The sequence below is a fragment of the Streptomyces sp. CNS606 genome, from assembly GCF_000426325.1.
Genome location: NZ_KE384521.1, coordinates 701,897 through 715,016, shown reverse-complemented (window position 1 = coordinate 715,016; position 13,120 = coordinate 701,897). Strand labels below are relative to the sequence as shown.

General features: G+C 74.3%; 12 protein-coding genes. 6 read left to right on the top strand and 6 right to left on the bottom strand.

The features are described from left to right. Positions 1-146 precede the first annotated feature (146 nt). Positions 147-1,322, top strand: coding sequence for a flavin-containing monooxygenase (locus K304_RS0123985; protein WP_027765786.1), 1,176 nt, complete (start codon positions 147-149; stop codon positions 1,320-1,322). 308 nt (positions 1,323-1,630) lie between these two features. Here the strand turns inward: K304_RS0123985 and K304_RS0123980 are convergent, their stop codons facing one another. Then, positions 1,631-2,905, bottom strand: coding sequence for an amino acid permease (locus K304_RS0123980; protein ID WP_037791545.1), 1,275 nt, complete (start codon positions 2,903-2,905; stop codon positions 1,631-1,633). A gap of 304 nt (positions 2,906-3,209) precedes the next feature. On the opposite strand from K304_RS0123980, the gene K304_RS0123975 reads away from it, so the two are divergent. Beyond that, on the top strand, positions 3,210-3,959 hold the full coding sequence (locus K304_RS0123975) for a MerR family transcriptional regulator (RefSeq protein WP_027765784.1): 750 nt from the start codon (positions 3,210-3,212) through the stop codon (positions 3,957-3,959). A gap of 22 nt (positions 3,960-3,981) precedes the next feature. Here the strand turns inward: K304_RS0123975 and K304_RS0123970 are convergent, their stop codons facing one another. Next, on the bottom strand, positions 3,982-4,758 hold the full coding sequence (locus K304_RS0123970; protein WP_027765783.1) for an NAD(P)H-dependent oxidoreductase: 777 nt from the start codon (positions 4,756-4,758) through the stop codon (positions 3,982-3,984). A gap of 125 nt (positions 4,759-4,883) precedes the next feature. On the opposite strand from K304_RS0123970, the gene K304_RS30995 reads away from it, so the two are divergent. After that, positions 4,884-5,951: a helix-turn-helix domain-containing protein gene (locus K304_RS30995; protein WP_051308763.1), complete on the top strand. Its 1,068-nt coding sequence runs from the start codon at positions 4,884-4,886 to the stop codon at positions 5,949-5,951. A gap of 157 nt (positions 5,952-6,108) precedes the next feature. On the opposite strand, the gene K304_RS30990 is transcribed toward K304_RS30995, so the two are convergent. Next, positions 6,109-7,509, bottom strand: coding sequence for an MFS transporter (locus tag K304_RS30990; RefSeq protein WP_051308762.1), 1,401 nt, complete (start codon positions 7,507-7,509; stop codon positions 6,109-6,111). Positions 7,510-7,553: 44 nt separating this feature from the next. On the opposite strand from K304_RS30990, the gene K304_RS0123955 reads away from it, so the two are divergent. Further along, positions 7,554-8,576 carry a helix-turn-helix domain-containing protein gene (locus tag K304_RS0123955; RefSeq protein ID WP_037791544.1) on the top strand — a complete coding sequence of 341 codons (1,023 nt, stop codon included), beginning with the start codon at positions 7,554-7,556 and terminating at the stop codon, positions 8,574-8,576. On the opposite strand, the gene K304_RS30985 is transcribed toward K304_RS0123955, so the two are convergent. Further along, on the bottom strand, positions 8,529-9,149 hold the full coding sequence (locus tag K304_RS30985; protein WP_199779664.1) for an ATP-binding protein: 621 nt from the start codon (positions 9,147-9,149) through the stop codon (positions 8,529-8,531). The two genes, K304_RS0123955 and K304_RS30985, sit on opposite strands and share 48 nt — an antisense overlap. Positions 9,150-9,445: 296 nt before the next feature. Beyond that, on the bottom strand, positions 9,446-9,829 hold the full coding sequence (locus K304_RS0123945) for an STAS domain-containing protein (RefSeq protein ID WP_027765781.1): 384 nt from the start codon (positions 9,827-9,829) through the stop codon (positions 9,446-9,448). 373 nt (positions 9,830-10,202) lie between these two features. Here K304_RS0123945 and K304_RS0123940 point away from each other — a divergent pair, with 373 nt between their 5' ends. Continuing rightward, on the top strand, positions 10,203-10,781 hold the full coding sequence (locus K304_RS0123940; RefSeq protein ID WP_027765780.1) for a sigma-70 family RNA polymerase sigma factor: 579 nt from the start codon (positions 10,203-10,205) through the stop codon (positions 10,779-10,781). Continuing rightward, complete coding sequence (locus K304_RS0123935; protein ID WP_027765779.1) at positions 10,778-12,139, top strand: zf-HC2 domain-containing protein; 1,362 nt, start codon at positions 10,778-10,780, stop codon at positions 12,137-12,139. Before K304_RS0123940 ends, K304_RS0123935 begins: the two co-directional genes overlap by 4 nt. A 45-nt stretch (positions 12,140-12,184) precedes the next feature. Here K304_RS0123935 and purU read toward each other — a convergent pair whose 3' ends face one another. Continuing rightward, a complete protein-coding gene (gene purU / locus K304_RS0123930; protein ID WP_027765778.1) occupies positions 12,185-13,048 on the bottom strand; it encodes a formyltetrahydrofolate deformylase in 864 nt (287 codons plus the stop codon). Positions 13,049-13,120 lie beyond the last annotated feature (72 nt).

Below are 13,120 nucleotides of genomic sequence, written 5' to 3'. Positions count from 1 at the left end.
CCACGTCAGACCCGAACTCTCCCCTCCTGTGACGGCGCTGATCACCCGTCACATCTCCCTGACCAGCAGCTTTCGCCAGGCTGCAAGGGAGGACGGGAGGCCGTCCGGGGTGGCCTCGGCGGCACACTACGCTCATCGGCATGCACATGTCCGGACAAGCCCACCCCGTCCACGTCGTCGGCGCAGGACCCGGCGGCCTGGCGACCGCCGCGGCGCTCCAGCGGCGCGGCATACGCACCGTCGTGCTGGAGAAGTCCCCCTCGGTGGGCGCCTCCTGGCGCTCCCACTACGACCGGCTGCGCCTCCACACCACGCGGCGCTGGTCCGCGCTGCCCGGACTGCCCATCCCCCGCTCGTACGGCCGCTGGGTCGCCCGCGACGACCTCGTGCGGTACCTCGAGGCGTACGCCGACCATCACCGGATCGAACTCGCGGCCGGCGTCGAGGTCGACCGCATCGACCGCGACGGCGACGGGGACGGGGACGGCGCGAACGGCGGCGGGGACGGCGCCACCTGGACGCTGCACGCCAACGGCGGGCGCAAGCTCTCCGCCGCCGCCGTCGTCGTGGCCACCGGCTACAACCACACGGCCCGGCTCCCCGAGTGGCCCGGCCGCCAGTCCTTCACCGGCGAACTCCTGCACGCCTCCCGCTACCGCAACGCCGCGCCGTACGCGGGGCAGGACGTGCTGGTCGTGGGCGTCGGCAACACCGGCGCCGAGATAGCCGTCGACCTCGTCGAGGGCGGCGCGGCCCGGGTACGCCTCGCCGTGCGCACCCCGCCGCACATCGTCCGGCGTTCCACACTCGGCTGGCCGGCGCAGGCGAACGGCGTCCTCTGCCGCCGCCTCCCGACCGGCATGGTCGACGCGATGGCCGCCCGCATGGCGCGCCTCGCCCTCCCCGACCTCGAGCCGTACGGTCTGCCCCGCCCCGAAGCCGGCCTCTACACGCGGGCCCGGGAGGGCGCGATCCCCGTCCAGGACGTCGGCCTCATCAAGGCGATACGCAAGCGGCGCGTCGAAGTCGTCGCCGCCGTGGAGTCGTTCGACGCCGGCAAGGTCACCCTGACCGACGGCGCCTCGCTCACGCCCGACGTCGTCGTCGCCGCCACCGGCTACACCCGCGGCCTCACCCCGCTGGTCGGCCACCTCGGCGTACTCGACGCCACCGGCCGCCCCCTCGCCCACGGCGCCCACACCCACCCCGACGCCCCCGGCCTCTTCTTCACCGGCTACACCAACCCGCTCAGCGGCATGCTCCGCGAACTCTCCCGCGACGCCGACCGCATCGCCCGCGCCATCGCCCGCCGAGCGGCCTGACCCCCGGTCGGCCCTGACCCCGGCCGCCGACCCCCTCAGGCCCCGCGGCGGCCGCCACCTCCGTGCCCCGGAAGCACGGGTCGAGGAGCAGGGCCTCCACGTCGCGGCCGAGGGCGGACCTCGCCGGTTCAGGGGGCGGCTTGTGTCCCGGTGCAGTTCGAGGCTGGACATGTCGGTGGTGTGACCCGGCTGGGTGAGGAATCGGCCCGCACTGCTCGCGGCGCGTGTGTGCGGACCTGCTCTTGCCTCTTCGGAGAGCCAGCCGTTGGTCGCTTTCGCGGTACAGCGGATGGGCGAGGAGGGAGACGTCAGTGGCGGGAGTTCTTGGTCCCGGCTGTTCGCAGGCCGTAGATGACGGCTCCGAGGATGAGGACTGCGGCGCCGGAGATGACGGCACTCAGGGGCAGGGCGAAAGCAAGGATTGCGCAGCCGGTGAGGCCGATGAGGGGAATGAGGCGGCGGGGGCTGCCTTCCTCGGGGGTCAGGGTCCAGGCGGAGGCGTTGGCCACGGCGTAGTAGGCCAGGACTCCGAAGGAGGAGAAGCCGATGGCGCCGCGTACGTCGGTCGTCGCGACGAGCAGGGCGACGAGGGCACCGACGGCGATTTCGGCGTGGTGCGGAATGCCGAAGCGGGGGTGGACGGCGGACAACGTGTGGGGCAGGTGCCCGTCACGGGACATGGCCAGCGTGGTCCGGGAGACGCCGAGGATCAGCGCGAGCAGGGAGCCGAGCGCGGCGACAGCGGCACCGGCCCGGACGACGGGCACGAGCCAGTCGGCGCCGGCGGCCTGGGCGGCGTCGGACAGCGGGGCGGTGGCGCCTGCCAGCCCGGCCGGGCCGAGCACCGCGAGGGTGGCGGTGGCGACGAGGGCATAGACGGCGAGGGTGATGCCGAGCGCGAGCGGAATGGCGCGCGGGACGGTGTGGGCGGGGTCGCGGACTTCTTCGCCGAGGGTGGCGATACGCGCGTATCCGGCGAAGGCGAAGAACAGCAGTCCAGCGGCCTGGAGCACCCCGCCGACGCCGGCGTGGGCGCCGACCTCCAGCCGCGTGGTGTCCGCGGGGTTGGAGGTCAGGGCGGTGACGACTGCGGTGAGGAGCACGGCCAGGACGAGCGAGACGGTGATGCGGGCAAGGAGGGCGGACTTCTGCACGCCGACGTAGTTCACCGCGGTCAGTGCCACCACGGCGACCACGCCCACGGCATGAGCATGGTCGGGCCAGAGGTAGGCGCCGATGGTGAGGGCCATCGCCGCGCAGGAGGCGGTCTTGCCGACGATGAACGCCCAGCCGGCCAGGTAGCCCCAGAATTCACCCAGGCGCATCCGGCCGTAGACGTAGGTGCCACCGGACTGCGGGTAGAGGGCGGCCAGCCGTGCGGAGGAGAGCGCGTTGCAGTACGCCACGAGCGCGGCGAGGGCCAGGGCGAGCAGGAGCCCGGAGCCGGCGGCGTCGGCCGCCGGGCCGAGGGCGGCGAAGATCCCGGCCCCGATCATGGAGCCCAAGCCGATCACCACGGCGTCGAGAACCCCCAGGCGGCGCTTCAGCCCGCCCCCACCAGCAGCGGCCCCCGCCATGTTCATCACTCGCTCTCTCCCACAGGTCTTCGGCCCGGCGCACGGTAGCCGAGGAAGATGACGGGCCGGGTGCCCCGGCATGCCGACGTCGGCCCATCGGCCACTGGGGGCGGGGCAGGTCGGGCTCGGCTGTGTCAGCGCCCTTGCCGTTCGGCGGACGCCCTCACCACGCGATGTTCCACGGCAGTGCGGCGCGCCTTCACGGCTTGCGCTTGACGTTGCGGAAAGCCATAGCGTCGATGACGTCGGACGCAACGGCGCAAGCCGGAACGAACCGGCGCGTACACACCTGGACGGACGGAGGCAGGGCATGGAGTGGCCCATTCAGGAGGTGGCGCGGTCGGCGGGGATCACCAGCCGGGCGCTGCGCCACTACGACGACATCGGCCTGCTCAAGCCCACCCGCGTCGGGCACGGCGGTCAGCGCCACTACGACGGCGAGGCGCTCGTACGGCTTCAGCGCATCCTGCTCCTGCGAGAGCTGGGGCTGAGCCTGACGGCGATCGCCGACGTGCTGGCGGGGCAGCGCGACACGGAGGGCGCGCTGCGCACGCACCTGCGCCTGCTGGAGCAGGAACGGGAGCGGCTGGACCGCCAGATCCGGTCCGTCCGCACGACGCTCACCAAGACACAGGGAGGCGAATCACTCATGCCGGACGAGGTTCTGGACGGGTTCGACCACACGCAGTACAAGGACGAGGTCACCGAGCGCTGGGGCAAGGAGGCGTACGAGCAGGGCGACCGCTGGTGGCGCGGACTCCCGGACGAGGAGAAGCGCGACTTCAAGCAGCGGCAGCTCGACATCTCTCGCGACTACGCCCGTGCGTACGCCGAGGGCCTCGCGCCCGACGGGGAGGAGGCCCAGGCCATCACCCGGCGCCACTACGACTGGGTGGCGGGGGGCTGGCAGGGTCGGTGGCCGACAGCCGAGCAGTTCACCGGTCTCGGCCGGATGTACGTCGCCGACCCGCGCTTCACCGCGAACTACGACGTGCATGGCGAGGGCACCGCGCAGTTCGTCTGCGAGGCGATGGAGGTCTTCGCCGAGCGGAACCTGTAATCCCCGGCCCGGCCGCCCCCGCTCATGCGGGCGGCGGCACGACATGCGCTCCGAGCCCGACGCGGCCCGGGGCGCGGTCGGCGTGCAGGACCAGGTCGGCGTCGTAGTCCGCGCCCGCCTCGTGCCGGTAGGCGAGGGGCTGCTCGCGGGGCAGGCCGCGGAGGCGGTCCGCCAGTGCCGCGGCGTGGGCGTCCGCCTCGGCGGGCGTCGCACGGTCCGCGCCGTGCACCACGTACGGGCGCAGCGGGGCCATGCCGGTGTACCAGAGGGTGCCGTGCAGCACCGGCCACAGCACCTCGTCGAGCGCGCCGTGGATGCCGCGCGGACCGAAGCTCGACGCGCGGGCGCCGACGGAGGTGACGACCAGCGCCCGCCGGCCCGCCAGACCGCCGTCGCCGTAGCGGCGGGTACGGCCTTCCGCGTCCCGGACGCCGAACGCGAAGCCCTGCACCAGCACCCGGTCGAACCAGCCCTTCAGGATCGCCGGCGGCCCGAACCACCACAGCGGGAACTGGAGGACCAGCGTGTCCGCCCAGGCGAGCTTCTCCTGTTCCGCCCGGATGTCGTCGGCGAGCTTGCCGGCGCGGTACGCACGCTCCTGCTCGGCGCCGACGAACAACCGCTCGCACGACGCGCGGTGGAAGTCGGCCGCCTCGACGACCGGCTTGAAGTCCATCGCGTACAGGTCGGACTCCCGTACCGCGTGGCCGTCGGCCGCCAGGGCGCGGAGCCCTTCGGCGCGCAGGGTGCCGTTCAGCGAGCGCTGCTCGGGATGGGCGTAGACCCACAGCACGTTCATGGGGGTCACGGCCGCGGGGGTGGTGTGCGTCGGAGTCGTGTGCGTCGGGGTCATGCGTACGAGCCTGCTCGAGTCCCGGCGGCAGGACGAGTGGCCGGACTGCCATGGTGTGAAAGAATACGGCCATGACGGTCTTCGCGGACGACGGCAGGCACCGCGTCGCGGTGCTGGTGCGGCACGGGGTGCTGCCGCTGGAGCTGGGCCTGGTGCACCAGCTGTTCGGCGCCGCACGCGACCCGCGCTCCGGTGACCGCCTGTACGAGGTGCTGACCTGCGCCGTCGCACCCGGACTGGTGCGCACGGACGCCGACTTCCCGGTGCTGGTGGAGCACGGAACGCAGGCGCTGACCGAGGCGGACACCGTCGTCGTCCCCGCCTCGCACGAGGAGGACGGCGTCTCGGGGGTGCTGAGCGAGCCGCTGCGTGCGGCGCTGTCGCGGATCGGGCCGGGCGCTCGGCTGGCGTCGGTGTGCACGGGCGCCTTCGTCCTGGCCGCCGCGGGGCGGCTCGACGGCCGGCCCGCGGCGACGCACTGGAAGTCGGTGGACCGCTTCCGGGAGCTGCACCCGCGGGTGCGACTCGATCCCGACGTGCTCTACACCGACGACGGCGACGTGCTCACCTCCGCCGGGGAGGCGGCGGGCATCGACCTGTGCCTGCACATCATCCGCCGCGACCACGGCGCGGCGGTGGCCGCCGACGTCGCGCGGACCACGGTGGTGCCGCCGCACCGGGAGGGCGGGCAGGCGCAGTACGTGCCCCGTCCCGTGGCCGACCCCGGACGGCACGCCGCCACGGGCGCGGCCCGCGCCTGGGCGCTGGCCCGCCTGGACCGGCCGCTCGCGCTGCGCGAGCTGGCGGAGCAGGAGGGGATGAGCGTCCGGACGTTCAGCCGCCGCTTCCGAGAGGAGGTCGGCGTGACACCGGGACGGTGGCTCACGCAGCGCCGCGTGGAACGCGCACGGCAGCTCCTGGAGGAGACGGACCTGCCCGTCGACCGGGTCGCCGCCGACGCGGGTTTCGGCACGGGCGCGAACCTGCGGCAGCACTTCCAGGCCGCGGTCGGCGTGCCGCCGAGCGCGTACCGCGTCACGTACCGAGGCACGGCAGGCACGGTGCCGGCGGCCTCGGACACGGCCACGGTGTCCGAGGCCGGGGGACCGGCACCGTCCGGACCGAACGGCTCGGCCTGACGGGCCCCGGCCGGGAAGGCGGCAGGCGACGGGCGGGCGGCGCGGCCCGGCGGCGCGGGACGAGCCGGGCGGGCGCGGAAACGCGCGGTTCGCGCCGGCCCCGCCCCAGCCGGACCGAGTCCCGGGGCGTCCGGGCGGCGCAGCCGCGGCGGGCTCGTCACGCGGGCGGCGCGGGTCGTCCGGCCCGAGGATCCGCCTCGCGCGGGACGGACGTGCCCGGGACGGACGTGCCCGGCGCGGAAGGGCGCCGGATGACGAGGGCCGCGAGCGCCGCGACGGCGCACAGGGCACCGGACGCGACCCAGGCGAGGTCGTAGGAGCCGGTCAGGTCGCGGGTGAGGCCCGCGAGGAAGGCGACCAGGGAGGCCCCGGCCTGGTGGGAGGCGAGAACCCAGCCGAAGACGACCGCGCCGTCGTCACCGAAGTGCTCGCGGCACAACGCGATGGTCGGCGGCACCGTCGCCACCCAGTCCAGGCCGTAGAAGACGATGAAGAACAGCATCGGCGGCTGCACCGTCTCGGCGAACAGCAGCGGCAGGAACAGCAGGGAGACCCCGCGCAGCGCGTAGTAGACGGCGAGCAGGCGGCGCGCGTCGAAGCGGTCGGTGAACCAGCCGGACGCGACCGTGCCGACCAGGTCGAAGACGCCGATGACGGCGAGCAGGGAGGCGGCGGCCGGGACGGCCATCCCGTGGTCGTGCGCCGCCGGCACGAAGTGGGTGCCGACCAGGCCGTTCGTCGAGGCGCCGCAGACCGCGAAGGTGCCCGCGAGCAGCCAGAAGACCCGGGTGCGGGCGGCGGCGGCCAGTGCGCCGAGGGTGCGGCGCGCCGCACCGCCGCTCGGGCGGGGCGGGGTGACGTAGGCGTCGTCGGCGCCGTACGGACGCAGGCCGACGTCCTCGGGGCGGTCGCGCAGGAGCCACAGCACGAGCGGGACGACCGCCAGCGCCGCGCCCGACACCAGCAGGGACGCCGTGCGCCAGCCGGAGCCCTCGACGACCAGCGCGACGAGCGGCAGGAAGACGAGCTGGCCCGCGGCGCTGCCCGCCGTGAGGATGCCGGTGACCAGGCCGCGACGGTGGACGAACCAGCGGTTGGTGACGGTGGCCGCGAAGGCCAGCGCCATCGAGCCGGTGCCGAGGCCGACCAGCACGCCCCAGCAGAGCACCAGTTGCCAGGAGGCGGAGAGGAAGACGGTCAGCCCGCTGCCCGCGGCGATGACCAGCAGCGCGCCGGAGACGATCGGGCGGACGCCGTAGCGCTCCATCAGTGCGGAGGCGAAGGGCGCGGTGAGGCCGTAGAGCAGGATGTTGACGGAGACGGCGCCGGAGATGGTGGCGTGCGACCAGCCGAACTCCTCGTGCAGCGGCTCGATGAACACGCTGGGCGTCGCCCGGAAGGCGGCGGCGCCGACGAGGGCGACGAAGGCGACGACGGCCACCCACCAGGCGCGGTGCACGCTGCCCGTTCTGCGCGGGCCGGCGAGCGGGGAGCGGGAGGACGGGCGGCGGTCGCGGCGGCGGGGGAGCTTCCGTGCGGTGGTCGGAGTCTGCGTCACGCGGATCAGAGTCGCCCGGTGCGGCCGACCGGACGAGTGGCCCGATGGCCATGTTGTGCGAGGATCGGGCCATGACCGTTTTCGCGCACGACGGCAGGCACCGGGTCGCGGTGCTGGTCCGGCACGGGCTGCTGCCCATCGAACTCGGCATCGCGCACCGCATCATGGGCTGGGCCTGGGACGCCCGCGAAGAGCGCCTGTACGAGGTGGCGACCTGCGCCGTCTCCCCCGGAGCGGTGCGTACGGACGCCGATTTCACGCTGAACGTCCCGCACGGACCGGAGGGGCTGGAGGAGGCGGACACGGTGATCGTGCCGGCCTCGCACGAGGACGACCTGCCGTGGCGGGAGGGCCGTCTGGAACCCGCACTGGCCGGCGCGCTCGCGCGGATACGGCCGGAGGCGCGCATCGCCTCCATCTGCACCGGGTCGTTCGTGCTGGCGGCCGCCGGTCTGCTGAACGGCCGGCGGGCGACGACCCACTGGCGCGAGGCGGCCCGTTTCCGCGCGTTGTTCCCGGAGGTCCTGGTCGACCCGGACGTGCTCTACGTGGCGGAGGGCCGGGTGCTCACCTCGGCAGGCGTCGCCTCGGGCATCGACCTGTGCCTGCACATGGTGCGCGAGGACTTCGGCTCGGAGGTCGCGAACTCCGTGGCCCGGCGCACCGTCGTCCCGCCGCACCGGGACGGCGGGCAGGCGCAGTACATCGAACGGCCGCTACCGGAGCCGGAGCGGCGCGCGACGACCGCGACGGCACGGGCGTTCGCCCTGCAGCATCTGCACCGGCCGCTGTCCCTGCGCGAGTTGGCGGCGACGGAGGCGATGAGCGTGCGGACCTTCACCCGGCGGTTCCGGGAGGAGGCCGGCGTGAGCCCGCAGCAGTGGCTGACCGCGCAACGCGTGCAGCGGGCGCGACGGTTGCTGGAGAGCAGCGACCTGCCCGTGGACAGGGTCGCGGCCGATGCCGGCTTCGGCTCGGCGTCCGCGCTGCGGATGCATCTCCAGGCGTCGCTGGGCGTCTCACCCAGCGCCTACCGGCGCACCTTCCGTGCGGGGACGCCCGCCTGACGGACCGCGCGGCCGGGGCGGCACGGGCGCGTCCGCCGTCCGACCGCGGCCGTACGCACGGGCGTCGGCGCGTTCGGCGGGGGCGGGACCGGGGACGCGGTCGAACTCGCACCAGACGCGCTTCCCGCCCCCTTCGAGCCGCCAGCCCCAGCGGTCGGCGAGGCCGGAGACCAGCTCCAGGCCCCGGCCGCCGGTGTCCTCGCCCTCGGCGTGACGCGGCAGCGGGGCCGTGCGGCTGCCGTCGCAGACCTCGACCCGCAGCGCGCCCCCGGACGGGCCGCCGTGCGGGCCGCCCGCGGCGTCCGCGCCGGGCCGGCCGCTCGCGCCGCCCGGCTCGGGGCCGCCTTCCGTGAGGGACATGCTCAGCTCGGCCGGGCGGCCGGTGTGCACCACGGCGTTGGTGACCAGCTCGGAGACCAGCAGCACGACCGTCTCCGCGAGCTGCTCGTCGTCTCCCGCGAGCCCGCAGCCCGCGAGCCCGCAGCCGGCCAGCCGCTCACGGGCCCATCTGCGGGCACGCCCGACCTCGGCCGGATCCGCCCCGATCTCCAATCGGACCTGCATCACACGCACGCTCACACCACCCGAACCGGCGGACGAATCACTCTGTGTTCCGCCCCCGCCACGTTATGTGACGCGGACGTTCGACAGCTTGCTTCCCCGACCGCGGGCGGAACAAGCACTTCAGGCATATTCCGTCGCAAAGGAGTAGGCACGACGCATACCGCGCCTGTCGTCACGGGATGCGTGGTAGGCGGTGAGAGCGGCTGTTCCGCCGCCTGGTCGCTGCGGCACGCCGGACGCCCCGGGCACCAGGGGCCCGCCGGCGCGCCGGACGGGAGCGCGCCGCGTCGGCGCCGCGCGGGAGGTCAGGCGGACAGCGGGCGATCCGCGGACGCCGTACGGCCGGTGGCGGCGGCGAGGTCGGGGTAGCAGTCGAAGAGACGGCGCACGCCCAGCGCGGCCAGCACACGGTTGACGTGCGAGCCGTCCTCGGCGCCCTGCGCCGGCAGGATCAGCCGCAGCCGGCCCGCGCAGGAGCGCATCAGCCGGCGCGAGGCGATGAGCACACCCACGCCGCTGGAGTCGCAGAAGAGGACGTCGGAGAGGTCGAGGACCAGACTGTGCCGGCCGTCGGCCACCGCGTCGTGGACGTGCTGCCGCACGGCGGGTGAGGTCACCAGGTCCATCTCGCCGGAGACGCGCAGGACGGTCCACTCACCTCGCTTCTCCTCCACCACCTTCAACGACACGTGTCCGCTTCCCTTTCGTCGCCGAGCGTTCTCCCCCGCGCCTTCCCGCTGGATACTCCTCAGCTTCCGGCTGCCCGGGGGACGGCCGTCAAAACCGTCTGCCTGCTGCGACCCTAAGCCCTGCCCCGCTCCGCGCTCTGCCGACTTCCGGTCAGAACCGCAAGACTCACGGGCATATGCGGGCGCTCCAGACCGACTTCGATCACAAAATCCTGCGGTATGTGAGGTTATCGGCACCTTCCGCAGTCCCGTCCCGGCGCACATTGCCGCAAAGGGGCGTACGTTGTCAGCGCCTCCCACTACATTCGTCACAGCGAGCGGGGATCTTTCGAGCGGGGGCAGGGGACGGGCGGCGCCACGGGAGCGGAACCACATGGCACAGGACACACCACCGCGCTGGGACCGGAAGATGCAGCAACGGCTGGCGCGGGGCGAGGCGGCGGCCCTCGGCGAGCTGTACGACCGTTTCGCCGCCATGGTGCACGGGCTGGCGCACCGCGTGCTGGACGACGAGCCGGCCGCCGACCGCACCACCCGCGACGTGTTCCTGTACCTGTGGGAACACCCCGGCGAGTGGAACCCGCAGGACGGTTCGCTGCGCTCCTGGATCGCCGCCGTCACCCAGCGGCTGGCCGCGGACGGGCTCCGCGAGCGGCAGCGGGACGGCACACCCGAACAGATCGAGGAGAAGGTGCGGACCGCCTCCGCGGCCGCCCGTGCCGACTACATCGTGAACTCCATGCCCGCCTCGCTGCGCGCCGCACTCGAACTCGCCTACTTCCAGCGGCGGGACTACCGGCAGACCGCCGAGCGCCTCGGCGTCACGGAGGACGAGGCACGCCGCCGGCTCCGGCTCGGTCTCCAACTGCTCTCGTCGGCCGCCGCACGGTCCCTCCCGGCCGGGTCCGGCGGGCCACCGGGCGCCGCACCGGGCCTCGGGCGGGCCGGATGAGCGGCCCCGACGCGCCGAACGGCCAGGATCCGCACGAGCCGGACGGCTCCTCCGGCCTGCCGCGGGTGCCCCCGCCGCGCACCGCCGCCGAGGACGGCGCCTGGCCCCCGGACCCCGCGCCCCTGCCGCCACCCCCTCCGGAGCATCCGGGACCTCCGCCGCCTCGGAGCGGAAGGCCGGTGCCCCCCGGCGCCGCACCGCCCCGCTTCGCACCGCTCAACGCGGGCCCGGTGCCGCACGGTTACAGCCACGGTCTGCTCAAATCGCTTCTCGGCGCGTGGGCGCTCGCCGCCTGCTCGGCCGAGGAGACCGCCGCCGTCGAGGCACACCTGACCGACTGCACGGGCTGCGCGGACGAGGCGCTGCGGCTGCGCGAGGCCGTGGGCCTGCTGCACCCCGAGGACGGGCTGGACCTCGACCCGATGCTGCGCTCCGAGGTGCTGGAGGGCTGCCTGAGCCGCCGTCCCGCCCGGATACCCGTGCCCGAGTGGGCCACCCCGTACGACGCGGAGACCGCTCGGCTGGACGCGCTGCTGCACGACCTGGCCGAGGCGGAATGGCGGACCCCGGTGCGGCTGCGCTGGTTCGACGGCCTCCGGCACGCCGAACGCACCACGACCGTCGGCGGCGTGCTCGGACACCTGAGCGTGGTCGACGGCACGGTGGCGGCCACGCTCGGGCTGCCCGACCCGCTGCGCCCGGACGCGGTGCGCGCCGGCGCCGGGCCGTCCGCGCGTACCGACCCCACCGCACGCACGGAGGCGACCTGGCGCACGGAACCGGTGGACCGGCGGGCCCGCGAGCAGTGGCGCCACCAGCGCCACGCACTGATCCGCACCGTGTCCTTCGGCGGCGACCGCACCCCCGGACTGCCGGTGCCCTACGGGGACTTCTCGCTGCCGATGCGGGACGCCTTCCTCGACCGCGCCTTCGAGTGCTGGGTGCACGCGGGCGACATCGCCGACGCCATCGACTATCCGTACGGCCCTCCGGCCGCGCCGCACCTGTGGCAGATGCTCGATCTCGCCGCGCGGCTGCTTCCCGTCTCGCTGGCCGCCCGCCGCCGGGCCGGCCTCGCCTCCCCCGCCCGCACGCTCGGCGCGGCCGGCGCGCCCGGCCGCTCCCTGCACCTGGAGGTGGAGGGCCCGGGCGGCGGCGACTGGTACGTGCCGCTGGACTCGCCGGGAGCCGCCGGCTCGCCGGAGCACGCGGTGGCCCACGTGGCGCTGGACGGGCTGGAGTTCTGCCAGCTCGCGGCGGGCCACGTGGCGCCGGAGGAGGCCGCCGCGGGCCACGACGGCGACCGTGAGGCCGTCCGCGACGTCCTGTTCGCCGCGGCCGGCCTGTCCCGCATGTGACGGCCTCGGGCGCCCGGGGCGTTCACCGGGCGGGAGGGGCGTGCGCTAGGGGAAGACGACCGTGCGGTGGCCGTTGAGCAGGACCCGGTGCTCGCTGTGCCACTTCACGGCGCGGGCGAGCGCCTGGCACTCCACGTCCCGGCCGACGGCGACCAGTTGGTCCGGGGAGACCTCGTGGCCCACCCGTTCCACCTCCTGCTCGATGATCGGCCCCTCGTCGAGGTCGGCGGTCACGTAGTGCGCGGTCGCGCCGATCAGCTTGACCCCGCGCGCGTGCGCCTGGTGGTACGGCTTCGCGCCCTTGAAGCTCGGCAGGAAGGAGTGGTGGATGTTGATGATCCGGCCCGACAGCGCCTTGCAGAGGTCGTCGGACAGCACCTGCATGTAGCGGGCCAGCACGACGAGCTCGACGCCCTCCTGCTCGACCAGCCGCAGCAGCTCCGCCTCGGCCTGCTGCTTCGTCTCCGGCGTGACGGGGAGGTGGTGGAAGGGCACGTCGTGCGAGGCGACCAGCTCGGCGAAGTCGGTGTGGTTGGAGACGACCGCCGCGATCTCGACCGGCAGCGCACCGATGCGGGCCCGGAACAGCAGGTCGTTGAGGCAGTGGCCGAAGCGGCTGACCATCAGCACCACCCGCATCCGCTGCTCGGCCAGGTGCAGTTGCCAGTCCATGCGGAAAGAGTCGCCGACGGCGGCGAAGCTGGCCCGCAGCTTCTCCAGCGTCACCGGCGGCTCGGCGGAGAAGTGCACGCGCATGAAGAAGAGCCCGGTGTCGTGGTCCCCGAACTGCTGGCTGTCCTCGATGTTGCAGCCGGTCATGAAGAGGTAGCTGGACACCGCGTGCACGATGCCCATCCTGTCCGGACACGACAGGGTCAGGACGAACTGTTCGGGTGCGGGCTCGCTCATGAGCACAGCGTGGCACACCGGCCACGCTCCGGGCGGGGGTGTCCGCCCCTCGGGCGGGCCACGCCGGGGGCC